Source organism: Actinophytocola algeriensis (genome assembly GCF_014203735.1).
In the GTDB taxonomy this organism is placed as follows: Bacteria; Actinomycetota; Actinomycetes; order Mycobacteriales; family Pseudonocardiaceae; genus Actinophytocola; species Actinophytocola algeriensis.
Genome location: NZ_JACHJQ010000002.1, coordinates 747,505 through 768,782 on the forward strand (window position 1 = coordinate 747,505; position 21,278 = coordinate 768,782).

Consider the following 21,278-nt stretch of genomic DNA (forward strand, 5'->3'; position numbering starts at 1 on the left):
CGAAGTAGACATGTTCGCGAAACTTCATAATCGCGCCCGCACGGCAAATGTCGCTGAATTATCGACGGCAGACCACCGTGTCTGAACAATCGTCAAATGACGCGTTTCACTCTCGCGGAGGAGCGCACTGCTACTCCGGAGGGACGTGCCGCGCCCGCGATCGCGCGACAGTCGCGGTATGGACATCGCACGGACCGCGGCGGCGACCGCGACCCTCGCCGCAACCGCACTCGGCGCCACCTGGCTGCTGGCCGGCACCCACAACCCGCTCGACCACCCCGGCCGCCCGTTCAGCTCGGCGCTCTCCACCTACCCGGAAGGCTGGGCCAACGCGGTCTTCCTCGGCTGCGCGCTGGTCGCGCTGGCCGCCGCGTGCTGGCCGCGCAGGGGCAGGGAATGGGCGGCGGGGGCCGCGATCGTCGCGCTGGTGGCGCTCATGGACGCGTCGACACTGATCGCCATCGGATATCTGCCCGCGACGCTGATCGGTCCGCTGTTCGGGCTGGCCGAGGCGGACGCGTCGCTGTTCCTCTCCCCCGGCCTGCTGCTCCAGCTGCTGCTGCTCACCGCCGTCGCGGCGTTCGGCGTGGTGATCGCACGGCGGTTCCGGGCGGCCGGGCACGACCTCGCGCACGTGACGGCCAGGACCAGGTTCTGGACACGGATCGCCATCGAGGCGCCGCTCGTCTACGCGCTCACCCGGGTGCTGATGTTCTTCGGTGTCCCCGGTTTCGACATGGCCGAGTTCGGCGCCCCGATCCTGTGGGCCGGGCTCGGGCTGGCGGTGTCCGCGAGCCTCGGCGCGTGGCTGACCTACGGGCTCGTCCGGCCCTGGGGCGAGGTGTTCCCGCGGTGGCTGCCGGGACTGCGCGACAAGCGGGTGCCGATCCGGCTGGCGGTGGTGCCCGGTCTGCTGGTGGCGGTGATGGTGGCGACCGCGTCGAAGGACATGCTCCAGTCGCTTGGCGACGACGGCGCCCTGAGCGCGATCGGTGACTGGCCGCTGGTCGCCCTGCCCATGTTGCTGTGGCCGCTCTGGGCCATCGCTCTCGCCATGGCCACCGCGAACTACGGAATTCGGCGCTCTCTCACAGAAGCGAAAATTTCGCCAGAGCACAATGGCACAAAAATGGTGTACATTCCGCTCACGGGCGCACAAACTCCGAAAATTTCCGGAAATTGAGGCGATCTTCTTCCGTAGTCTCCGAGGAGTTCCCGTGAGAAAGTTCCTGAGCCGGCTGGGGGTCGCCCTGTTGCTGGCGGCGGCACTGCTGGGCGTACCGGCACCGGCGATGTCGTCGGGATCGGCGGCGAGCCTGGTCGAGGTCACCGGGTTCGGCACCAACCCGAGCAACCTGCGGATGCACCTGTACGTGCCCGACGGCATCGGCACCCGGCCCGCGGTCGTCGTCGCGGTCCACTACTGCACGGGCTCCGGTCCCGCCTTCCACAGCGGTACCGAGTTCGCGCGGCTCGCCGACCAGTACAAGTTCATCGTCATCTACCCGTCCGCGACGCGCAGCGGGCAGTGCTTCGACGTCTACACGCAGGAAGCGTTGCGGCGCAACGGCGGCAGCGACCCCGTCGGCATCCGGTCGATGGTGAGTTACGTCCAGCAGCGCTACGACCCCGACCCGGAGCGGATCTTCGTGACCGGCGCGTCGTCCGGCGCGATGATGACGAACGTCCTGCTCGGCGACTACCCGGACGTGTTCAAGGCGGGCGCGGCGTTTATGGGCGTGCCGTTCGCGTGTTTCGCCACCACACCGCCGAACACGTGGAACAGCGAGTGCGCGAACGGGCGGATCACGAGGACCCCGCAGCAGTGGGGCGACCTGGTCCGCGGCGCGTACCCCGGCTACACCGGCGCGCGCCCGCGCATGCAGGTTTGGCACGGCACCGAGGATTCGACGCTGCGCTATCCCAACTTCGGCGAGCAGGTCAAGCAGTGGACCAATGTGCTGGGCGTGAGCCAGACCCCGGCGTACACCGACAGCCCGCGGTCCGGCTGGACCCGCACCCGGTACGGCGGCACGGGCACCACGGCGCCGGTCGAGGCGGTCAGCCTGCAGGGCGTGGGGCACAACCTCCCGATGAGCGGCATGGCGGCCATGGCGCTCGCGTTCTTCGGCATCACCGGTGGCAGCACGGAACCGCCGCCGACCTCCGGCCCGTGCCGCGTGGCCTACGACGTGACCGCGTGGAACACCGGCCTGACCGCGGCGGTCACGATCACGAACACCGGCACCGCGCCCATCAGCGGCTGGTCGCTGGCGTTCACCCTGCCGGGCGGGCAGACGATCACCTCCGGGTGGGGCGCCACCTACAGCCCGGCGAGCGGCGAGGTCACCGCGCGCCCACTCAGCTACACCACGACGATCAACCAGTCCGCGTCCGTCGGCATCGGCTTCCAGGCCACCCACACGGGCAACACGGCGGAGCCGGCCTCGTTCACCCTCAACGGAACCCCGTGCACGGCCGGCTGAGTCCGGTCACGGCCAGTCGGCGGCCTTCTTCAGCGCGGTCCACGCATCGGTCAGGTCGTACCACGCCGCGTCGCACGTGAGCTGGTCTCCGGTCGTGGCGTCGGAGTCGAACCACCCGGCGCACGGCGTGAACGCGGCGACCGCCTCGTCCATGCCGTCGAGGGCGACGGTGAGATCCGAGTGCGCGGCCGCGGCTCGGATCTCACCGGTCAGCTCGGTGACCGCCCCGGACAGACTGGCCCACGTGCAGCCGCTCTGCCCTGGCACGCCCGGGATGCAGGCCGCCAGCAGGGTGTCGACGGCACCCATCGCCGCGCCGGTGTCGTCGTCGACGACAGCCGAGGTGGTGGTCTCCGGGGCCGGGCCCTGCGTCTGCGCGCCGCAGGCGGTCAGGACGAGCAGGACGGCGATCAGCACAACGCGCATGCCGACAGCATGTCAACGGGTGGCAGGACCGGTCCCGGCGCCGACAGGAACCGGCCGAGGCCCGTCCGTCTCGTCCTCGGTGAGCAGGCGGCGGGCGACGGTCTTCACCGCGGCGCGCAGGTCGGTGCCGGGTGGGCGGCCGATGTCCTGCTCGACGCGTACCTCCAGCCACGCGGTCCACGCCAGGACGATCAGCTCCGCCTCCGCGCTGCCCGCCGCCGTGTGGGTGTACTCCCAGCCGTCGCGGGTCAGGTAGCCGTCGGCGGTCGCGCGGTCGAACACCGGTGCCAGCACCTCGGCGGGCAGGCGGCGGCGGGCCGCGACCGCGTTCAGGTCGGCCCGGCCGGTCATGCGGGTGGCCAGTTCGACCTGGATCACCGCCCACGCGCTCGCCACGTCCAGCCGGGTGCCGGAGGCGGCGACGATGCGGCGCATGGCGTCGGCCTCGGTGCCGCGGATGATGCGGCCGACCGCGGACTCGAGCAGGCACTGCGAGTCCGCGCCGGTCGGCGACGCGAAGCCCTCGCCCATGTCGGTCGAGCCGATCCTCGCGCTGTCGCGCAGCCGGACCTGTTTGAGGAACAGCGACACGACGAACCCCAGGAGCGCCACCGGCACGGTCCACAGGAACACGGTCGTCAGCGCGTCGGCGTACGCGTGGATGATCGGGCCGGCCGCGGCGGCCGGGAGGGCGTGCAGACCCTGCGGGCTCTGGGCCGCGGCGGTGATCGTGGCCGGGTCGGCGGCACCGGTCCGCACGGCCGCCGCCACCCCGTCGGTGAGACCGGTGGTCAGGGCGTTCGAGTAGATCGTGCCGAACACCGCGGTGCCGAACGCGCCGCCGAGCGTGCGGAAGAACGTGACGCCGGAGGTGGCGGTGCCGAGGTCGGCGTAGTCGACGGTGTTCTGCACGGCGATCGTCAGCACCTGCATGCACAGCCCGATACCCGCGCCGAGCACGAACATGTACAGCGACACCAGCAACCCGCTCGTGCCGGGCCCCATCCGCGACAGCAGGAACAGCCCGAACGCGGTGACGACCGAGCCGACGACCGGGAACGTCCGGTAGTGGCCGGTCCTGCTGACCACGTTGCCGCTGAAGATCGACGCGCACAGCAGCCCGACGACCATCGGCAGCGTGCGCACGCCCGCGAAGGTCGCCGAGTCACCGTCGACGTACTGCAGGTAGGTCGGCAGGAAGATCATCGCGCCGAGCATGGCGAACCCGACGATGAAGCTGAGCAGCGAGCACACGCCGAACACCGGGTTGTGGAACAACCGCATCGGCAGCATGGGCTCGGCGGCGCGGGTCTCCACCCAGCAGAACAGGCCGAGCGCGACCACGCCACCCGCGAACAGCCCGACGATCACCGGCGAGCCCCACGCGTACTCGGTGCCGCCCCAGCTGGTGGCGAGCACCAGCGCGCTGGCCCCGACCGCGATGAGCCCGATGCCCAGGTAGTCGATGACGGCCCTGGTCTGCGCGCGCACCACCGGGATGGTCCGCGCGGCGGCGAACACCACGACGATCGCGATCGGCACGTTCACGTAGAACGCCCACCGCCACGACAGGTGGTCGGTGAACAGCCCGCCGAGCAGCGGCCCGACCACGGTCGACACGCCGAACACCGCACCGATCGCGCCCTGGTACTTGCCGCGTTCCCGCAGCGGGATGACGTCGGCGATCAGCGCCATGGCGGTGACCATGAGCCCGCCCGCGCCGATCCCCTGCACGGCACGCCACGCGACCAGGAGAGTCATGGAGGTGGCCGTGCCGCACAGGAACGAGCCGGTGATGAACACGATGGTGGAGACCTGGAAGACCAGCTTGCGCCCGAACAGGTCCCCGAACTTGCCCGCGAGCGCCGTGGCGACGGTCTCGGCGAGCAGGTAGGCGGTCGCGACCCACGACATGTGCGCGGCCCCGCCGAGGTCGGCCACGATCGTCGGCAGCGCCGTGCCCACGATCGTCTGGTCGAGCGCCGCGAGCAGCATCCCGAGCACGATCGTCGCGAAGACGACGTTCCGGCGCCGCCCGTCCAGCACCGGTGGCATGGTGGTCGTCACCCGGCCACGATCACACGACCTCCGGTCCCCCGCACCTCGACGCTCTACTGTGTCTGCCATGACCGACACACCATGGGAGCCGCCGCTGACAGGCACGGAGGCGGAGCACCTCACCGGCGCGCTCGAACGTCTGCGCATGACGTTCCGCTACAAGGCGGACGACCTCGACGCGGCAGGCCTGTCCGCCCGCGTCGGCGCGTCGGCCCTCACGCTGGGCGGGCTGCTCAAGCACCTGGCCGTGGTGGAGGACTACACGTTCACGCGCAAGCTGTCCGGCGGTCCCCTCGAGGGCCCGTGGCCGACGGACTGGGACGACGACTGGCCGTTCACGTCGGCCGCCGACGAGCCACCGGAGGTCCTGTACGGGTACTGGGACAGCGCGGTGGAGCGTTCCAGGGCGAAACTCGCCGCGGTGCTCGCCGGTGGCGGGCTGGACCTGGCGGCGCACGCCGCCGATGCCGAGGGCAACCACGCGTCGGTGCGGCGGCTGGTGTGCGACATGATCGAGGAGTATGGGCGGCACACCGGGCACGCGGACCTGTTGCGGGAGGCTGTGGACGGACGTGTGGGTGAGGACCCGCCGCCCGGGTGGCAGCCGAGGTCGCACGGGGGCTGACGGTTCGGGCGTCAGCCGCGTGGGGTGGCGATGATCCGGGCGCCTCGGCTCGGGATCAGCGTGATGTTGCGTGGCTTGGCGAACTCCGGGGCCTGCCGGGCCGGGCGCAGATCGTACCTGGTCAGGGCCGCGCGCAGGACCGCTGCCATCTCCTTCAGTGAGAACCCCGCCCCCAGGCACCGGCGGACGCCGCCGCCGAACGGGATCCACGTGCCCAGTGGCAGCGGTTTCCCCAGGAAGCGTTCCGGGCGGAACTCCCCCGGCGCCTCGTGGTGGGCCGGGTCCTCGTGCGCCAGGGTCGTGTTCGGCGCGACGATCGTCCCCGCGGGCAGGTGGTGGCCAGCGATGGCCGTGTGCTCCGTCAGCACCCTGGGGACGTTCTGGATGATCGGGTGCCGCCGCAGTGCTTCCTTTGCCACTGCCTGCAGGTAGTCCTCGTCGTCCGTGTCGGCCGCCTGCTGGGCCTTGCGGAGCACCGGCTCGTTGCGGGACAGGTCGTGGAAGGTCCACGCCAGTGCCGTCGCCGTGGTTTCATGGCCCGCCAGCAGCAGGGTGATCATCTGGTCGCGCAGTTCGGCGTCCGTCAGGTCCGTGCCCGCCACGCTCAGCAGTCTCGACAGGACGTCACGCCGGGCCGTCACATCCGCCGCCCTGCGATCGGTGATCTCCTCGTACAGGAGGCGGTCCACCTCTCGCAGGTTGTCCGCGCTCCCGCGCCACGGCGGCAGCTTCGCCAGGGCCGGGTAGCTCCAGCCCAGTGCCGTTATCGGGTTGATGTCCGTCAGGGTGCGGATGCGCGGCCGCAGTGCCGTGAGCCTCGGGCCGTCCGACATGCCGAACACCACCCGCAGGATGATCTCCAGCGTCACCTCGTTCATCGCCTCGTGCACCTCGAACGGCCGCCCAGTGGGCCAGGTGCCCACATTGGCCTCCGCCAGGTCGGCCATCATGTCGCCGTAGCCGCGCAGGGCCGCGCCGTTGAACGCGGGCATCAGCAGCTTGCGGGAACGCAGGTGCTCGTCCTCGTCGGTGATCATGACCGAGTGGGGGCCCATCACCGGGCGGAGGATCTCGTTGCCCTCGCCCGCGTGGAACACCGCGGGCGTACCGGCGAAGACCTCGCGGATGTGGGACGGGTGCGACAGCGTCACCACCGTCTTGCTGCCCAGCAGGCGAACGGTGAACACGTCACCGTGCAGTCGCCGCATGCGGCGCAGCAGGTGCGGTCGCACCGTCATGAACAACGCCGTCTGAATCAGCGCCGGCAGCCTCGAACCGGGCGGGAGCGCGGTGACCATGGCCGAGTTATACGGCGGGCGCAGGATCACCACAAGACGGTGCGACCGTCGCACGAGGACTGCTCATGACAGTTACCGCGCAATGGATTCGGGTCTGTTTACTCCGGACAACAGTCGCATCGCTGGATGGGAAACACATGTTGGAGGGGCGCGTACGCGACGTGATCGCGTCGGTGTTGTCGGTCGCTCCGGGTGAGGTGCCTGCCCGGCTATCCCCGGAGACCGTGCCGGGCTGGAGTTCGCTGCGCCAGGTGCAGCTGGCCCTGGCACTGGAACAGGAGTTCGGCGTCGAGGTCGATCCCAACGTCATCCCGGACCTCGTGTCCGAGTCGGCCATCGTGGACTACGTGCGGGAGGTGGCCGCGTGAGGAGGGTGCACGACGTCATCGCGCACCACGCGGACGCGCGGCCCGACCACGTGGCCGTGCTCTGCGAGGACCGGTCCGTCACCTACGGTCAGCTGCACCGCTCCAGCACGCGGACCGCGAACGCCATGCACCGGTCCGGTGTGGAGGCCGGCGACCGGGTCGCCTACCTCGGCAAGGAATCCGAGCAGTACTACGACATCCTCTTCGCCTGCGCCAAGGCGGGTGCGGTCCTGGTGCCGGTCAACTGGCGGCTCACCCCCGCCGAGGTGCACCACATCCTGCTCGACTCCGGCGCCACGCTCCTGTTCGCCGACGACGAGTTCCTCGACGTCACCGCGACGCTGAAGGCCGACCTGCCCCGGCTGCGGCGCATCGTGCCCATCCCGGCGCTCGCGGAGTGGCGCGGCACCGACGACACCGACCTCGCGCCCGCGTTCGACGACACCCAGCCCATCGCGCAGGTGTACACCAGCGGCACGACCGGCAACCCCAAGGGCGTCGTGCTGGCGCACCGCAGCTTCTTCGCCGTCAAGGCGGCGCTGGAGGGATCGGGTCTCGACTGGATCGACTGGCGAGCGGGCGACATCAGCCTCATCGGCATCCCCGGCTTCCACATCGGCGGCCTGTGGTGGTCGATCCAGGGGTTCAGCGCGGGCATCACGATGGTGTCGGTGCCGGTGTTCGCCGGGCACCAGGCCGTGCGGCGCATCCGTGAGCTGGGCGTCACCACCGCGTGCGTGGTGCCTGCGCAGCTGCAGATGATGCTCGCCCCACCCCGCCCGCGCCGCGCCGACTTCGCGTCGCTGCGCAAGGTGGTCTACGGTGGCTCGCCGATCTCCGAGGCGCTGCTCGGCCGGTGCCTCGAGCTGTTCGACTGCGAGTTCGCGCAGATCTACGGCCTGTCCGAGAGCGGGAACACGGCCGTGTGCCTGCCGCCGTCCGAGCACGTGCCCGGCGGGCCGCGCATGCAGGCGGCCGGGCGCCCCTACCCCGGCGTGGCCGTCAAGGTCGTCGACGCCGACGGGAACGCCCTGCCCACGGGCCGGATCGGCGAGGTGTGCCTGCGCACCCCGGCCGCGATGCTCGGGTACTGGGGGCTGCCGGACGCGACCGCGGCGACGCTCGTCGACGGCTGGCTGCACACCGGCGACGCCGGTTACCTCGACGACGACGGGTTCCTGTTCATCCGGGACCGCATCAAGGACACCATCATCGTCGCGGGCGAGAACGTGTACCCGGCGGAGATCGAGAACGCCGTGGCCGCGCACCCCGCGGTGCTGGAGGCCGCCGCGGTCGGTGTCCCGCACGAACACTGGGGTGAGGTCGTCCACTGCTTCGTGGTGCCGAGGCAGGGCGAGACCGTGACCACCCGCCAGCTCGTCGCGTTCCTGCGCGGCAGGATCGCCGACTTCAAGATCCCGTCCGGATTCGAACTCACCGACTCGCTGCCGCGCAACCCCAGCGGCAAGATCCTGCGGCGCGAGCTGCGGGAACGCTTCTGGCAACACCTCGATCGCCGCGTGGCCTAGCCGCCGCGGCGACCAAACCCCCCGTAACTCTCACGAACAGGCGGTACCCCGATGCGCATCTCCCTACGGCACCAGAGCGACCGGCTCGCGTTACTCACCGGCAGGCCGAAGCTGTTGTCCGTCGACTACTCGGCCGACCCGGCCATCGTCTCCCGTGCGCTGCCGCGGCGGGCCGACGATGAGCGCAAGAACGTGCTCCTGCTGGGCGGCAACGGGTTCGTCGGCATGCACTTCCTGCACGACCTGCTCGACGACGAGCGCGTCGAGAAGGTGTACGCGCTGGTCCGTCCCAAGGGGACGAACTCGGGCGAGGCGCGGATCAGGCGCCAGGCGCGCAAGTACAAGATGGCCCTGCCGGAGTCGGACAAGCTCGTGGTGCTGGAGGGCAGCTACCTCGAACCGTCCATGGGCCTCGACGAGACCACGTACGAGACCCTGGTGTCCGACGTGGACGTCGTGATCGACGCCGCGGGCGCCACCACGCACGAGTACCCGTACGCCCGGTACCGGCAGGAGAAGGTGCTGCCCACCGTCACCCTCGCCGAGTTCTGCCTCACCCGGCGGTTCAAGACGCTGCACGTGATCGGGTCGGTCGGCAGCGAGGTCTACACGCGACTGCGTGACTTCTACCGGCCGAGCTTCTTCTTCTGCGGCTACAGCAAGATGAAGTACGTCGTGAAGCACCTTTCGCTGAAGATGAACCGCGACGGCGTGCCGATCCACGTGTACCAGGCGCCGTTCGCGCTCGGCGGGCCAGGCACCCGGTTCAAGGACCCCGGCATGGAGTACTCGTTCTGGAACATGGTCTGGCACATGGTGCAGCAGGGCCAGACCTACCAGTTCGGTGGCACCAACCCGATGGTCGCGGGCGACGTGCTGTCCAGGGCGGTGCTGAACAACGCGCTGTCCGCCGCGCCGCGGCCCATCAGCTACCCGGTCACGCCGGTGACGAACGAGCAGCTCGCCGAGCGCCTCGGCCTGGAGCTGGTGCCGTACAAGGAGTTCCGCCAGGGGCTCGTGCTGGCCAACCGGTTCCGGCTGCGTGAGGTCAAGTGGCGCAACCCGATCTCGTCGGCCCGCCGCGAGTGGCAGCGCGCGGGCTTCGTGCGCTCCCTGTTCCCCCGCTGCCTGCCCGAGCTGCTGACCAACATCGACACGGCCGTGCGCGCCCCCGCGGTGCCCCTGAACGCGGGCATCCCGGCGATCGACGTGCTGGTCGCGAACGCCAGGAACATCCGCAAGATCGCGAAGGACCTGCCGGTCGTCGCGACCGCCGAGAAGGCGGTCCCGGAGGCCATCGAGGAGACGGCCGCCGAGAGCCGGGCGGCCTGAGCCACCACCGACGGAGGTGCGGAAAATGAGCGCGGCAGACGAGTTCGTCCCGGTGGTCGACCTGTCCACCAGGGACACCGAAGAGGGCAGGGCCGCCATCGCGGCGACGATCGGCAGGGCGTGCGAGGCGTCGGGGTTCTTCACCGTCGTCGGGCACGGCGTGGCGCCGGAGCTGGTCGGGCGGATGTACCGGACCACCAAGGACTTCTTCACCAGCCCGGAGGACGTGAAGGACCGCAGCCTGAACCAGGGTTCCGGGGTGTCGGGCCTGCGCAGGGTCGGCGGCCCGTACGAGGCGTTCGCCGCGCACGTGACCGGTGACCTGCCCGCCGAGGAGCGGGCCGCGCTCGGTGCGCACCCGGCGACGTGGAAGGCCGCGAACATCTGGCCGGACGAGAGCTTCAAGGCGACCTGGTACGACTACATCGCGGCGATGACCGACCTGTCGGCGGACATCATGCGGCTGTCCGCGCTGGCGCTGGACCTGCCGGAGCGGTTCTTCGACGACAAGTTCGACAACCACGTGTCGCTGGTCCTCGCGAACTACTACTACGCGGAGCCCGACCTCGAGGCGCTGCGGCGGGAGAAGCACACCGACTGGGGCAGCCTGACCGTCCTGTACATCGAGGACGAGCTGGGCGGCCTGCAGGTGCAGCGCGGCGACGACTGGCTCGACGTGCCGTCGATCCCCGGCAGCTTCGTGGTGAACATCGGTGACCTGATGGCGTTCTGGACCGGCGGCCAGTGGGCGTCGACCGTGCACCGCGTGGTCACGCCACCGGACGCGGCGGTGCGGTCGCGGATCTCGATCCCGTTCTTCTACCTGCCCAACCACGACGCGACGATCGAGCCGATGGCCGAGACGAACAGCGAGCTGGAGCGCGTCACGGTCGGCGAGTGGTTCTCGCACAAGATGCAGTCGGTGTACAAGGCAGCGGCCTGAGAGGTGTGCCATGCGGCTGGAAACACGGGACCTCGCGTGGTCTGACACGTGGCGGGCGGCGCGGCTGTTGGCGCACGCCTACCGGGACGGCACGATCTGGGCGGCGGCGGGCACCGTCGCCGGGTGGCGCAAGCAGGCGTCGCTGACGCTGCTGTACCTGGCGGAGCTGCTGATCTGCCGGTGGGAGAAGGGGTTCGCGCTCGGCGCGGTCCGCGGGGACCGGCTCGACGGGGTCATGATCTCCTACGAGCACGGCGAACGGCCCACCCCGTGGTGGGGGTGGCTGCTGCGGTCGTTCTCGTGCCTGTTCGCCGGCCCGGTCGCCGTGGCGCGCTGCGTGCGCATCTCGAACGACCTGGAACGGTTGAAGCCCACGGAACCGCACGTCTGGTACGCGGTGCTCGGCAGGCGGGACGACTCCCCCGGCGTCGGGTACGCGCTGCTGCGGGCGGGCCAGGCGCGGGCGGACGCGCTCGGTCTGCCCGGTTATCTCGAGACGTCCGCCGGCGAGGAACAGGTGCGGATCAACGAGCTGCTGGGCTGGACGCTGCGCGACGAGTACGTGCTGCGGACCGGCGCGGTGGTCCGCACGATGTGGCGCGACTGCCCCGTCAAGGTGGCGTCGTGACCACGGCCACCGCGCTGTCGCTGGACGGGATGTACCTCATCCCGCCGGAGCACCACGTCCCGGACACCGACCGGGCCACGGCCGCGGAGCTGCTCGGCTGCGACGACCGGGCCATCGACGCGCTCGTCCACGACGGACTGACGGTGTCCGGCGACCGGTTCGACGGCCGCGACCTGTTCAACCTCGGCCTGCACTCCGGCACCGGGCGCACGGTGCCGGAGCAGGCGTTCGCGTTCTCGCTGCGGTGGATGCGCGCCTCCGCCGACGCGCTGCTGTCGCCGCGCACGCTCGGGTTCACCCTCACGGCGGACTGCGCGTGCGCGGACGTGACGCTGGCCGTGCCGAGGCCGGACCGCTACGGCGGCGCGGTGACCCCGGCCCCGTCGCGGGACGTGGTCCGCGCGTCCACGGTCACCGCGACCATCCGCACCGAAGGCCGCGCGGCACCGTTGCGGTCGCCGGTGCTGCGCGGGCTCGTCGAGGAGTTCGCCGGACTCGGTGTGCGGTGGGTGAAGCTGCCGGACGCGTTGCGCGACGACGAAACGCTGGTGACGTCGCACCGGGTGGCGACCTGCGAGTCGGCGAGCCGGTGGCTCGCGCTCCGCTGCCGGGCCGCGGGGTACGCGGCGACCACCAGGATCGGGTGGGTCGTCGGCATGCTCGACCTCGTGCACGCGTGGGTCGAGGTGACCGACGACGACGGCGAGACCAAGATCGTCGATCCGGTCTTCGCGTTGTTCGCGGCCGGCGTGGCGGGTGCGAACCCGCTGCTGACCGACCCGGCTGTCGCACTGCGCACGAACCGCCTGGTGCCAACAGCGCTCGAGGTCGGCGGCCGGGTGGCGCACCACGGCTGCGACCTGCCCGTCACCGTCCGGATCAACCCCGTCAAGGAGATGTCGTGAGCGAGCGTGCGAGCCAACCACCGGCACCGGGTGTGCCCGTGTTCATCACCGACTTCCTGCGCACCAAGTGCCCGGACAGCGGCCCGATCGGCGAGGACGAGGACCTGGTGCTCACCGGGGTGCTGAACTCGATGCACTTCGTGGAGCTGCTGTACCTGATCGAGTCCGAACTGGACACCGAGATCTCCATGGACGACGTGTCCAGTGCGGACTTCCGCACGATCGGACGGATCAGGGACCGGTTCTTCTCCCAGGCGGCGTGACATGTCGCTCGAGCGGGCCCGAGCGCGGTTCGTCGCGGCGAACCCGGCGAGCCGCGCGGCCCACGAGGAGGCGGCGCGGCACCTGCCCGGCGGCAACACGAGGACGACGCTGTTCTACACACCGTTCCCGCTCACGATGACGCGGGCCGTGGGCAGCCGCCTGACCGACCTGGACGGGCACACCTACGTCGACCTGCTCGGCGACTACACGGCCGGGCTGTACGGCCACAGCAACCCGATGATCCGCAAGGCGGTCGAGCACGCGCTCGACGGCGGCTGGAACCTCGGCGCGCACGGCACGGACGAGGCGCGGCTCGCGGCGGTGCTGTGCGAACGCGTGCCAAGCCTGGAGTTGGTGCGGTTCACGAACTCGGGCACCGAGGCGAACCTGCTGGCGCTGGCGACCGCGACCACGCACACCGGCCGCGGCACGATCCTCGTGTTCACGGGCGCCTACCACGGTTCCGTGCTGTCCTTCGGGGACAGCGGGTTCCCGCTGAACGTGCCGCACCGGTTCGTGGTGGCGGAGTACAACGACATCGCCGAGACGGCCGCGGTGATCGACCGGCACGCCGGCGACCTCGCCGCGATCCTGGTCGAACCGATGCTGGGCAGCGGCGGCTGCCTGCCCGCCGACCCGGCCTTCCTGGCGTACCTGCGCGACCGCGCCGACGAGACCGGTGCGCTGCTGGTCTTCGACGAGGTGATGACGTCCCGGATGGCGGGCGGTGGCATGCAGGAGCTGCTGGGCATCACACCGGACATGACGACGCTCGGCAAGTACACGGGCGGTGGCATGAGTTTCGGCGCCTTCGGCGGCCGCGCGGACGTGATGGCGAGGTACGACCCGCGCCGCCCCGGCCACGTCGCACACGCGGGGACGTTCAACAACAACGTGCTGAGCATGGCCGCCGGGTACGTGGGCCTCACCGAGCTGTTCCCGCCATCGGCCGCACGCGAGCTGTTCGAGCGGGGCGAACGCCTGCGCGCCGATCTGAACGCCATCGCGGCCGGCAGGCCGATGGTGTGGACCGGCATGGGCAGCATGCTGACAGTCCACTTCGGACCGGGTCCGGTCGTCTCCCCCCGGGACCTGCGCCCGGCGCCGGAGGACCGCGAACTGTTCCACCTGGAGATGCTGGCCAGCGGCTTCCACCTCGCCCGCCGCGGCATGATCGCGCTGAGCCTGGAGATCACCGACGAGGACTGCGCGGCGTTCTGCGACGCGGTCAGCGGATTTCTCTCCCACTGGAACGTATAGCGCACCCCCGGTCTTGCGGCAAGACCCCGTCGGCGGCGAATACTCGCAGCTCACGCCGACCGACGAGGGGGAACTCCGATGCGTGCACTGCTGTCGACGACCGGGTCCAGAGGTGACGTCCAGCCGTTGCTGGCGCTCGCCGTGCGGCTGCGCGAACTCGGGCACGAGGCCCGCCTGTCCGCGCCGCCGGACTTCGCGGAACTGGCCGCCGCGCACGCCGTGCCGTTCGTGCCCGTCGGCCCACGGGTGCGGAGCGGCGCGACGGGCGATCCGAAGGACGCCGTCGCGGACATGGTCGCGGGACAGTTCGCGACGCTGCGGGCGGCCGCGGCGGGCTGCGACGTGCTCGTGGGCTGCAACCAGCTGCAGGTGGCCGCCCACTCGGTGGCCGAGCTGCTCGGTCTGCGCTACGTGTTCGCCGACTACAGCCCGATCGCGTTCCCCTCGGCCCACCACCTCCCACCGCGGCTACCCGGTCCGCGACCGGAACCCGGCGCCGACCCGCGCACGGTCTGGGCGCAGGAGGCGGCGCGCCGGAACGCCGTGTTCGGGCCCGCGCTCAACGACCAGCGCACGGCCGCCGGTCTGGCCCCGGTCACGGACGTGCTCGCCCACATCCTCACCGACCGGCCGCTGCTGGCGGCCGACCCCGCGCTCGCGCCGTGGCCGGCCCCTGCCGATCTCGACGTGACGCAGACCGGGGCGTGGCTGCTGCCCGACGAACGTCCGCTTCCGCCCGAGGTGACCGACTTCCTCGCGGACGGCGAGGCGCCGGTCTACTTCGGGTTCGGCAGCACGCACACCCCGAGGTCGACGGGCGCGGCGGTGGTCGAGGCGGCGCGGGCGCTCGGGCGGCGCGCGATCGTGCTGCGCGGCTGGGCCGACCTGGACCTGGCCGCCGCGCCGGACTGCCTCGCCATCACCGAGGCGAACTTCGGGGCGCTGTTCCCGCGGGTGGCCGCGGTCGTGCACCACGGCGGCGCGGGCACCACGACCGCGGCCGCGCTCGCCGGGGTGCCGCAGGTCGTCGTGCCGCACCGCTACGACCAGTACTACTTCGCCGACCGCGTGCAGGCGCTCGGCATCGGGGCGGCGGGCGACGAGTCGCTCACCGGGGCGCTCGAGCGAGCACTCGGTGCGGCGGCCGCGGCCAAGGCCTTCGAGGTGCGCACGGACGGCGTGCGGATCGCCGCGCGGTACGTGCTCGGCTGAGCAGGTATCGTGCCTGCGAGCATGACCGAACCGATCGATTCCGATGTGGACCTGCGGGTCCCGGCGCAGCGCGGCGAACCGGCGCTGCCGGTGCTCGGCGCGATCGCGCTCGGCGGTGGCCTCGGCGCGCTCGCCCGCTACGGGCTCACCGTCGCGCTGCCCACCCCGGCGGGGCACTTCCCGTTGGCCACGTTCGTCACCAACGTGTCGGGTTGCTTGCTCATCGGGGTGCTGATGGTCCTCGTCACCGAGGCGTGGACGGCCCACCGGCTGGTGCGGCCGTTCCTCGGGGTCGGCGTCCTCGGCGGGTACACCACGTACTCCACCTACGCCGTCGAGATCCACGGGTTGCTGCGCCCCGGCACGGTCGGCGTCGCGTTCCTCTACCTGGCCGGCACGCTCGTGTGTGCGCTGTTCGCGGTGCTCGCCGGGGTTCGGGTCACCCGGTGGATCGTCACGTGACCGCGGTCCTCGTGTTCCTCGGTGCCGCGGTCGGGGCACCGCTGCGGTACCTCACCGACCGCCTCGTCCAGTCCCGCCACGACAGCCTGTTCCCGTGGGGCACGCTCAGCGTCAACGTGGCGGGCAGCCTGGTGCTCGGCGCGCTCGCCGGTGCGGGCACCGCGGTCCCGCACACCGTGCTCACCCTGGTGGGTACCGGGTTCTGCGGTGCGCTGACCACCTACAGCACGTTCAGCTACGAGACCCTGCGGCTGGCCGAGCAGAAGGCGTGGTTCTACGCCGTGATGAACGTGGTCGTCACGGTCGTCGCGGGGCTCGGCGCCGCGGTCCTGGCGTTCGGCACCACGTCCGCGCTCCTGGGCTGACCGGTCCGTATGGTGCCGTCGTGAGTACCGAGGAGCCGGTCACCCTGATCGGGCTGGCGCGGGCCGCCGGGGTGTCGAAGACGACGGCCTCGGACGCGCCGCGCAACTCCGGGCGGGGTGCCTGCCCGGCGGGTCGACGGGCTCGTGCTCGGCGGCGACCTGCTGCTCGCGTCCTGTGTGGACTCCGCGCCGCTGGCGCACGCCGACCCGCCGGTCACGGCGATCGACCTGCGGCCGCGCGGCTGCCGTTCGACCTCGGTCCGGCGCGGCACACTAGCGTCAGCGACATGAGCTGGCTGGTGAACACGAGGACGTCGTACGACACGGTTGCCGAGCACTACGCCGACCAGGTGCGCGACAGCCTGACGACGAAGCCGTACCTGCGCGCGATGGTGACGTTGTTCGCCGACCTGGTGCGCGCCGCCGGCGGCGGCCCGGTGGCGGACGTGGGCTGCGGCCCCGGCCACGTCACGGGTTTCCTGCGTGACGCGGGCCTGGACGCGTTCGGCATCGACCTGTCGCCCGCGATGGTCGAGGTGGCCCGCCGCGACCACCCCGGTATCCGGTTCGACGTGGGCTCGATGACCGAACTGGCCCTGCGGGCCGACTCGGTCGGCGGTCTGCTGGCGTGGTGGTCGCTGATCCACATGCCGGACGACGACGCGGCGATCGCGCTGGCGCACTTCCGGCGGGTGCTGCGACCGGGTGCCCCGCTGATGGTCGGCTTCCACGAGGGCAACGGCACCACGTTGAAGACCGACGGCTACGGCGGCCACCCGATGAACGTGCACGTCCACCGCCGCCCACCCGCGCGTATGACGGCATGGCTCCACCAGGCGGGTTTCGCGGTGGAGGCCCGCGTCATCCTCGACCCGGAGGGCCGCCTGCCGGGGGCGGTGTTGTTCGCCCGCTGAACTCCGCGCTTTTCGTGCATACCCAGTCCACTTGACACCCCGGGTCGCGCGCGCAGTAGTGTCCAGTTTGAGCGTGACGTGTGGGAGCGTCCGCGCTCGACAGGGGAACGGGGAGGAACCATGTCCGAACAGAGCGTGATGACCACGCCGATTTTCGACGAGCTGGTCAACGAACTGGGTGGCGCGCCGCAGCAGGAGAACGCGCACGAGGCCCAGCAGGACGACCAGAAACACGACGAACGCTGACCGTCTGAAACGGTCCAGCACACGGCCACGCGGATTACCGGCACGTGGCCGGGAACACCTCTGCCCATGTGGCCGACATCCGGTAGATCGACAGTGACGTGCACGAGGTTCGTCGACCGGACACACGCGGGACGGGAACTGGCCTGCGCACTCGCCGGGCACGTCCACGACGAGCGGCCGCTCGTTCTCGCGCTGCCCCGCGGCGGCGTGCCCGTCGCGGCTGAGGTCGCCTCGGCCTTGGGCGGTGACCTGGACATCGTGGTCGCGCGCAAGATCGGCGCGCCGGGCCAGCCCGAGTTCGGCATCGGCGCGCTCGCCGAGGACGGGGAGCCCGTGCTGGACGAGCTGACGCTGGCCGACCTGGGGGTCACCGAGACGGACCTGGCCGAAACGATCCGGCGGGAGCGGGCGGAGATCGACCGCAGGACGCGCACGTACCGGGGTGACCGGCCCGCGCCCGCGGTCGAGGGCCGCGAGGTGGTCGTCGTCGACGACGGCCTCGCCACCGGTGTCACCGCCCGCGCCGCGCTGCGGTGGGTGCGGGAGAACGGGCCGCGGCGCGTCGTGCTCGCGGTACCGACCTGCGCGGCCCAGGCCGAACGCGACCTCGCCGAGGACGCGGACGCGATCGTGAGCCTGCACGCGCCGCCGTACTTCTACGCGGTCGGCCAGGCGTACGCCGACTTCCGCCAGGTCACCGACGACGATGTGCTCCGGCTGTTGCGGTCACACCGCTAGGCAGTCGAACCCGACCGAACCGCCCCGCTCGAGCCGCTAGTCGGTCGGGGCCTTCGGGCCGGGCACGACGCCGAAGACCGTGGTCACGACGAAGACGCTCAGCACGACGAGCACGTGGTTGGCGTGCACACCGGGCTGGAGCACTTTCAGCGCCAGGTGCACGATCTCCCCGATGAGCAAGCGCGTCAGCACGACCTTGGTCCACGACATGGCGATCCCCTCACGATCGGACCCGGATCGGCTACCCGGCGGTCCCCCACGCAAACGGGCTCTGATGCGGTCCACCCAGTTCAGCGAAGCCCCCGTTTCACAGTGTGACCTCCCGTGGCGCGGCCAGCATGCGGGGCGACGGGCCCGGATGCCCGACACGCGGGCCGCGCGGCGTGCGGTCATCGCGACGTAGAGTCGTTGTGCCCCAACGGGTTCACGGCGAGCGCCACGCTGCCGGTCAGATCCGCTTGTGTGGCAAGGGAAAGCGCGACCGCCGGTGGCCCCCGGGCGCGGGTGAACGCGCGGGCCGTGCGCGGTGAACCCGCGACGAGACGGTCCTGTCATTCCTGGCGCCGTCAGCCGCCGTTCCGCCGTACGTCACCCGGCCGTCAGCCGGGGTCCGCAGGCTGTGCGCGTGGACACCGCCCCCAGATCGACCTCCCCCGGATCGAAAGACGTGTCGCGCCGCAGCCTGCTGTGGGCCGCCGCCAGTGCCCCGGTCGTCGCCGCGACAGCGGGTGCCGCGGGCGCCGCCGCCGCGACGGCGACAACCAGGGCCGGCGACCGCCCGGACGAGGACAGCCCGCGTTTCGCCGTCGCCGTGCTGCCCGACACCCAGTACCTCCTCGACGAGGGCGGGTCGGACCCGGAGCCGGTGCGTGCGGCGCTGGACTGGCTGGTGCGGGCTCGCGGCGAGGCGGGCATCGCGTTCATGACCCAGCTCGGCGACGTCACCGAGCACGGCACCGAGACCGAGATGCGGCTCGCGGACCGCGTGTTCCGGACCGCCGACGGGAAGCTGCCCTACAGCGTCCTCGCCGGCAACCACGACGTGTCCGGCGACGACCAGCGCGGCGACACGCCCTACCTGCGCACGTTCGGCCCCCGGCGCTTCAGCAAGGACAAGACGTTCGGTGGCGCGTCACCCGACGGCTACCACCACTTCCACGTCGTGAAGGCGGGCGGCCGCCGGTGGCTGGTGCTCGCGATCGACTGGCGCGCGTCCGACGCGGGCATCGCGTGGGCGCAGCGGGTCATCGACACCCACGCCACCCTGCCCGCGATCCTGACCACCCACGACCTGGTGTGGGCCGACGACGCCGGGCTGGCGCACCTGTCCGACAACGGGCAGCGGCTGTGGGACCGGCTGATCCGCGGCAACGACCAGATCTTCCTCGCGCTCGGCGGGCACTACTGGCCGCCGGGGCGCACCACCATGACCAACGACCACGGCAACCCCGTGCACCTGCACATCACGAACTACCAGGACCGCTACTACGGCGGCGCCGGGATGGTGCGGCTCTACCACTTCGACCTGGTCCGCGACGTGATCGACGTCGAGACGTTCTCGCCGTGGCTGCGCGAGCGGGTCGCCGACAAGCCGTCGCTGCTCGAGGAGGAGACGGCGGAGCTGACCGGCGACGTCGACCGGTTCACCGTGCCCGTCGACTTCGGCACCAGGTTCGCCGGGTTCGCGCCGCCGGTGCTGCCCGCGCCGCGCCCGCCGCGTGCGGTGATGCCCCGCGGCACCGTGGCGTACTGGCGTTTCGACCACACCGGGCTCGCGGGTGCGGGCACCGACGGCGCCCCGGTCCCGCCCGGCACGGTCGCGCGGGACCTGACCGGCAACGGCAACGACCTGAAGGCCGAGCTGCTGCACGCGAGCGGCCCCGGGGCGCTGACGTGGTCGGCGGAACACCACGACGACGCGCCCGCCCACGCGAGCCTGCGGTTCGACGGCGGCAAGCAACCCGACCGCGGCGCCGTGCTGCGCACCGGGCCGGGCGCGCCGGTCAACGCCATGCGCTTCGAGTCCGGCTACACCATCGAGACGTTCCTCAAGCTGCCGTCGCCGTTCACCGGCGACCACGCGTGGATGGGCATCCTCAGCTGGGAGGGCCGCGCCGGTGACGCCGGCAAGCACAGCGGCTGGTCCGACGACGAGCCGACCTGCAGCCTGAACCTGTCGGGCGAGCGGTTCCTGCAGTTCGTCGTGTACCCGGTGCCGGGGGACGCCGACCCCACGTCGTGGAGTCACGCCGTGCCCGTCGGCCACTGGATGCACGTGGCCGTGGTGAACGACGGCAGGCACACGACCATGTACGTCGACGGCTCCCGGATCGCCAGGAACGCGGCCGAGGAGTCCACCGGCATCTCGACCCTCGGCAAACCGTTCGCGATCGGCGGCACCCAGTTCGCCGAGGCGTACGGACAGGGCTTCTTCGGGTGGATCGGCGACACCCGTGTCGTCGCCCGCGCACTGCGTCCCGACCAGTTCCTCACCGCGCGCTGACGCGGTCTTCCCGAAGCGGTGCCCCGGCTCTCCCGGGGCACCGCTTCTTTAATGTGGATCTTGAGGGTTGGGCCGCCCGCAGGAGGGGCGGTGTGTGAAGCTGTAGCCGCGCCGCACAGGAGCCGCGAAAAAAGTCGGCATTCGGTGAATCCGGATCGGGGTTCCGTGCGTCGGAGCCCGTGACAGTCCCGCGAGGGGGAAGCAGAACGATGTCCGAGAACGACGACCGCAGGGCGCAGCTCGAGGCGCGCAACGCCGCCATGCGCGAGAACGTCGCCGCGCTGATGAGCGACCTGCGGCGCCGCACGTCCGATCTTGCCGACGCGCAGGCCAAGGCGAACGCGGTCACCGGCAAGGCCAGCTCAGAGGACGGACTGGTGCGCGCCGAGGTGAACCCGGCCGGCGTGCTCACCAACATCGAGTTCTCGTGGGCGGCGTTCGACCGCTACACCCCCGAGACCCTGGCCAAGGCGGTGCTGCAGACCACGCAGGCCGCGGCCCGGTCGGCGCGGGAACAGGTCGAGGGCGCGCTGTCCCCGCTCACGGCGGACACCCCGGACCTGTCCAACCTCTTCGAGGGCGCACCGTCGTTCACCGACCTGCTGCGCCCACCCGCCCCCGGCGACGCGGGCCAGGACGACGACCTGCCCTCGCGCCCATCGCGGCGCGACGAGGACGACGACGACAGCGGCAGCATCTACGGGAGGGACTAGGCC

Annotated in this window: 24 protein-coding genes; 20 read left to right on the forward strand and 4 right to left on the reverse strand. The window is 71.4% G+C overall.

What is annotated here, in order from left to right; genetic code table 11:
* The first annotated feature begins 178 nt into the window (after nt 1-178).
* Both FHR82_RS09655 and FHR82_RS09660 read left to right on the forward strand, forming a co-directional pair.
* Nucleotides 179-1,183: a hypothetical protein gene (locus FHR82_RS09655; RefSeq protein ID WP_184809928.1), complete on the forward strand. Its 1,005-nt coding sequence runs from the start codon at nt 179-181 to the stop codon at nt 1,181-1,183.
* Nucleotides 1,184-1,217: 34 nt separating this feature from the next.
* On the forward strand, nt 1,218-2,486 hold the full coding sequence (locus FHR82_RS09660; RefSeq protein WP_311770989.1) for an extracellular catalytic domain type 1 short-chain-length polyhydroxyalkanoate depolymerase: 1,269 nt from the start codon (nt 1,218-1,220) through the stop codon (nt 2,484-2,486).
* A gap of 6 nt (nt 2,487-2,492) precedes the next feature.
* On the opposite strand, the gene FHR82_RS09665 is transcribed toward FHR82_RS09660, so the two are convergent.
* Together FHR82_RS09665 and FHR82_RS09670 are read right to left on the reverse strand one after the other, a co-directional pair.
* On the reverse strand, nt 2,493-2,912 hold the full coding sequence (locus tag FHR82_RS09665) for a hypothetical protein (protein WP_184809930.1): 420 nt from the start codon (nt 2,910-2,912) through the stop codon (nt 2,493-2,495).
* Nucleotides 2,913-2,924: 12 nt separating this feature from the next.
* Nucleotides 2,925-4,967: an MDR family MFS transporter gene (locus FHR82_RS09670; RefSeq protein WP_184810457.1), complete on the reverse strand. Its 2,043-nt coding sequence runs from the start codon at nt 4,965-4,967 to the stop codon at nt 2,925-2,927.
* A 70-nt stretch (nt 4,968-5,037) separates the two neighbouring features.
* Between FHR82_RS09670 and FHR82_RS09675 the strand changes: the two genes are divergently transcribed.
* Nucleotides 5,038-5,595: a mycothiol transferase gene (locus FHR82_RS09675; RefSeq protein WP_184809931.1), complete on the forward strand. Its 558-nt coding sequence runs from the start codon at nt 5,038-5,040 to the stop codon at nt 5,593-5,595.
* A gap of 11 nt (nt 5,596-5,606) precedes the next feature.
* On the opposite strand, the gene FHR82_RS09680 is transcribed toward FHR82_RS09675, so the two are convergent.
* Nucleotides 5,607-6,893: a cytochrome P450 gene (locus tag FHR82_RS09680; protein WP_184810458.1), complete on the reverse strand. Its 1,287-nt coding sequence runs from the start codon at nt 6,891-6,893 to the stop codon at nt 5,607-5,609.
* A gap of 137 nt (nt 6,894-7,030) precedes the next feature.
* Between FHR82_RS09680 and FHR82_RS09685 the strand changes: the two genes are divergently transcribed.
* The 15 genes from FHR82_RS09685 (at nt 7,031) to FHR82_RS09750 (ending at nt 18,059) form a co-directional block, all read left to right on the forward strand.
* Nucleotides 7,031-7,261, forward strand: a complete 231-nt coding sequence (locus tag FHR82_RS09685) for an acyl carrier protein (RefSeq protein WP_184809932.1) — start codon at nt 7,031-7,033, stop codon at nt 7,259-7,261.
* Nucleotides 7,258-8,790, forward strand: a complete 1,533-nt coding sequence (locus FHR82_RS09690; RefSeq protein WP_184809933.1) for a long-chain-fatty-acid--CoA ligase — start codon at nt 7,258-7,260, stop codon at nt 8,788-8,790. Before FHR82_RS09685 ends, FHR82_RS09690 begins: the two co-directional genes overlap by 4 nt.
* A gap of 51 nt (nt 8,791-8,841) precedes the next feature.
* Complete coding sequence (locus tag FHR82_RS09695; RefSeq protein WP_184809934.1) at nt 8,842-10,122, forward strand: SDR family oxidoreductase; 1,281 nt, start codon at nt 8,842-8,844, stop codon at nt 10,120-10,122.
* A gap of 25 nt (nt 10,123-10,147) precedes the next feature.
* Nucleotides 10,148-11,065 carry an isopenicillin N synthase family dioxygenase gene (locus FHR82_RS09700; RefSeq protein ID WP_184809935.1) on the forward strand — a complete coding sequence of 306 codons (918 nt, stop codon included), beginning with the start codon at nt 10,148-10,150 and terminating at the stop codon, nt 11,063-11,065.
* A gap of 10 nt (nt 11,066-11,075) precedes the next feature.
* On the forward strand, nt 11,076-11,693 hold the full coding sequence (locus FHR82_RS09705; protein ID WP_184809936.1) for a hypothetical protein: 618 nt from the start codon (nt 11,076-11,078) through the stop codon (nt 11,691-11,693).
* Nucleotides 11,690-12,598 (forward strand): transglutaminase-like domain-containing protein, encoded by a 909-nt coding sequence (locus FHR82_RS09710; RefSeq protein WP_184809937.1) that lies wholly within the window; start codon nt 11,690-11,692, stop codon nt 12,596-12,598. The genes FHR82_RS09705 and FHR82_RS09710 overlap by 4 nt, the downstream gene beginning before the upstream one ends.
* Nucleotides 12,595-12,861 (forward strand): acyl carrier protein, encoded by a 267-nt coding sequence (locus FHR82_RS09715; RefSeq protein ID WP_184809938.1) that lies wholly within the window; start codon nt 12,595-12,597, stop codon nt 12,859-12,861. Before FHR82_RS09710 ends, FHR82_RS09715 begins: the two co-directional genes overlap by 4 nt.
* Nucleotide 12,862: 1 nt before the next feature.
* On the forward strand, nt 12,863-14,122 hold the full coding sequence (locus tag FHR82_RS09720; RefSeq protein ID WP_184809939.1) for an aspartate aminotransferase family protein: 1,260 nt from the start codon (nt 12,863-12,865) through the stop codon (nt 14,120-14,122).
* A gap of 78 nt (nt 14,123-14,200) precedes the next feature.
* Nucleotides 14,201-15,334, forward strand: a complete 1,134-nt coding sequence (locus FHR82_RS09725) for a glycosyltransferase (RefSeq protein ID WP_184809940.1) — start codon at nt 14,201-14,203, stop codon at nt 15,332-15,334.
* Nucleotides 15,335-15,355: 21 nt separating this feature from the next.
* Nucleotides 15,356-15,796, forward strand: coding sequence for a fluoride efflux transporter CrcB (gene crcB / locus FHR82_RS45835; protein WP_184809941.1), 441 nt, complete (start codon nt 15,356-15,358; stop codon nt 15,794-15,796).
* Nucleotides 15,793-16,161, forward strand: coding sequence for a fluoride efflux transporter CrcB (gene crcB, locus FHR82_RS45840; RefSeq protein ID WP_184809942.1), 369 nt, complete (start codon nt 15,793-15,795; stop codon nt 16,159-16,161). Before crcB (FHR82_RS45835) ends, crcB (FHR82_RS45840) begins: the two co-directional genes overlap by 4 nt.
* A gap of 117 nt (nt 16,162-16,278) precedes the next feature.
* A complete protein-coding gene (locus FHR82_RS09740) occupies nt 16,279-16,452 on the forward strand; it encodes a hypothetical protein (RefSeq protein ID WP_184810509.1) in 174 nt (57 codons plus the stop codon).
* Nucleotides 16,449-17,075 carry a class I SAM-dependent DNA methyltransferase gene (locus FHR82_RS09745; protein ID WP_184809943.1) on the forward strand — a complete coding sequence of 209 codons (627 nt, stop codon included), beginning with the start codon at nt 16,449-16,451 and terminating at the stop codon, nt 17,073-17,075. The genes FHR82_RS09740 and FHR82_RS09745 overlap by 4 nt, the downstream gene beginning before the upstream one ends.
* A 120-nt stretch (nt 17,076-17,195) precedes the next feature.
* Nucleotides 17,196-17,321: a hypothetical protein gene (locus FHR82_RS45845; RefSeq protein ID WP_260418017.1), complete on the forward strand. Its 126-nt coding sequence runs from the start codon at nt 17,196-17,198 to the stop codon at nt 17,319-17,321.
* A gap of 93 nt (nt 17,322-17,414) precedes the next feature.
* Nucleotides 17,415-18,059, forward strand: coding sequence for a phosphoribosyltransferase (locus FHR82_RS09750; protein WP_311770991.1), 645 nt, complete (start codon nt 17,415-17,417; stop codon nt 18,057-18,059).
* A 36-nt stretch (nt 18,060-18,095) separates the two neighbouring features.
* On the opposite strand, the gene FHR82_RS09755 is transcribed toward FHR82_RS09750, so the two are convergent.
* Nucleotides 18,096-18,269 (reverse strand): hypothetical protein, encoded by a 174-nt coding sequence (locus FHR82_RS09755; RefSeq protein WP_184809945.1) that lies wholly within the window; start codon nt 18,267-18,269, stop codon nt 18,096-18,098.
* Between the two features lie 457 nt (nt 18,270-18,726).
* On the opposite strand from FHR82_RS09755, the gene FHR82_RS09760 reads away from it, so the two are divergent.
* Nucleotides 18,727-20,562, forward strand: coding sequence for a LamG-like jellyroll fold domain-containing protein (locus FHR82_RS09760; RefSeq protein ID WP_184809946.1), 1,836 nt, complete (start codon nt 18,727-18,729; stop codon nt 20,560-20,562).
* A 209-nt stretch (nt 20,563-20,771) separates the two neighbouring features.
* A complete protein-coding gene (locus FHR82_RS09765; RefSeq protein WP_184809947.1) occupies nt 20,772-21,275 on the forward strand; it encodes a YbaB/EbfC family nucleoid-associated protein in 504 nt (167 codons plus the stop codon).
* Nucleotides 21,276-21,278: the final 3 nt, after the last annotated feature.

Bases quoted from the DNA above. Each gene is read 5' to 3' on its own strand.
- FHR82_RS09655 (WP_184809928.1), top strand. From the start codon at position 179: ATGGACATCGCACGGACCGCGGCGGCGACCGCGACCCTCGCCGCAACC.
- FHR82_RS09665 (WP_184809930.1), bottom strand. From the start codon at position 2,912: ATGCGCGTTGTGCTGATCGCCGTCCTGCTCGTCCTGACCGCCTGCGGC.
- FHR82_RS09670 (WP_184810457.1), bottom strand. From the start codon at position 4,967: ATGCCACCGGTGCTGGACGGGCGGCGCCGGAACGTCGTCTTCGCGACG.
- FHR82_RS09675 (WP_184809931.1), top strand. From the start codon at position 5,038: ATGACCGACACACCATGGGAGCCGCCGCTGACAGGCACGGAGGCGGAG.
- FHR82_RS09680 (WP_184810458.1), bottom strand. From the start codon at position 6,893: ATGGTCACCGCGCTCCCGCCCGGTTCGAGGCTGCCGGCGCTGATTCAG.
- FHR82_RS09685 (WP_184809932.1), top strand. From the start codon at position 7,031: ATGTTGGAGGGGCGCGTACGCGACGTGATCGCGTCGGTGTTGTCGGTC.
- FHR82_RS09695 (WP_184809934.1), top strand. From the start codon at position 8,842: ATGCGCATCTCCCTACGGCACCAGAGCGACCGGCTCGCGTTACTCACC.
- FHR82_RS09700 (WP_184809935.1), top strand. From the start codon at position 10,148: ATGAGCGCGGCAGACGAGTTCGTCCCGGTGGTCGACCTGTCCACCAGG.
- FHR82_RS09705 (WP_184809936.1), top strand. From the start codon at position 11,076: ATGCGGCTGGAAACACGGGACCTCGCGTGGTCTGACACGTGGCGGGCG.
- FHR82_RS09720 (WP_184809939.1), top strand. From the start codon at position 12,863: ATGTCGCTCGAGCGGGCCCGAGCGCGGTTCGTCGCGGCGAACCCGGCG.
- FHR82_RS09725 (WP_184809940.1), top strand. From the start codon at position 14,201: ATGCGTGCACTGCTGTCGACGACCGGGTCCAGAGGTGACGTCCAGCCG.
- crcB (WP_184809941.1), top strand. From the start codon at position 15,356: ATGACCGAACCGATCGATTCCGATGTGGACCTGCGGGTCCCGGCGCAG.
- FHR82_RS09745 (WP_184809943.1), top strand. From the start codon at position 16,449: ATGAGCTGGCTGGTGAACACGAGGACGTCGTACGACACGGTTGCCGAG.
- FHR82_RS45845 (WP_260418017.1), top strand. From the start codon at position 17,196: ATGTCCGAACAGAGCGTGATGACCACGCCGATTTTCGACGAGCTGGTC.
- FHR82_RS09755 (WP_184809945.1), bottom strand. From the start codon at position 18,269: ATGTCGTGGACCAAGGTCGTGCTGACGCGCTTGCTCATCGGGGAGATC.
- FHR82_RS09765 (WP_184809947.1), top strand. From the start codon at position 20,772: ATGTCCGAGAACGACGACCGCAGGGCGCAGCTCGAGGCGCGCAACGCC.